General features: G+C 71.0%; 1 pseudogene. It reads right to left on the bottom strand.

Going from position 1 to position 307, the window contains the following annotated elements:
* Positions 1 to 105: 105 nt before the first annotated feature.
* Positions 106 to 307: pseudogene (locus CCN39_RS52365) on the bottom strand (aldehyde dehydrogenase family protein); the annotation flags it as partial.

Below are 307 nucleotides of genomic sequence, written 5' to 3'. Positions count from 1 at the left end.
CGACGCCGACGAGCGCACCGAGCTGGTGACCAATGCCGCGGACACCGTCAAGGAACTGCGCAAGCTCGCCGGCGTTCCGCCGGCGCGCTGACCTCGGCGGCGTGCTCAGGCCGGCAGGACCGCGTACTGGCGGACGTAGAGGTCGGTGTAGGTGACCGGGCCGCGAGGTCCGGGGACCTTGTCGAGGTTGATGCCGGTTTCCGGGACGGCGAGCAGCTTGAAGCCGTCGAGGAGCCGGGTCGGGGCGTTCCAGAAGACGCCCGTGCCGGTGTAGCCGTCGAAGAAGGCGTCGGCGGCCGACTCGTCC

Origin of the sequence: Amycolatopsis kentuckyensis (genome assembly GCF_002155975.1) — a bacterium.
GTDB classification, from domain to species: domain Bacteria; phylum Actinomycetota; class Actinomycetes; order Mycobacteriales; family Pseudonocardiaceae; genus Amycolatopsis; species Amycolatopsis kentuckyensis.
This window is presented reverse-complemented; position numbering and strand designations above follow the sequence as displayed.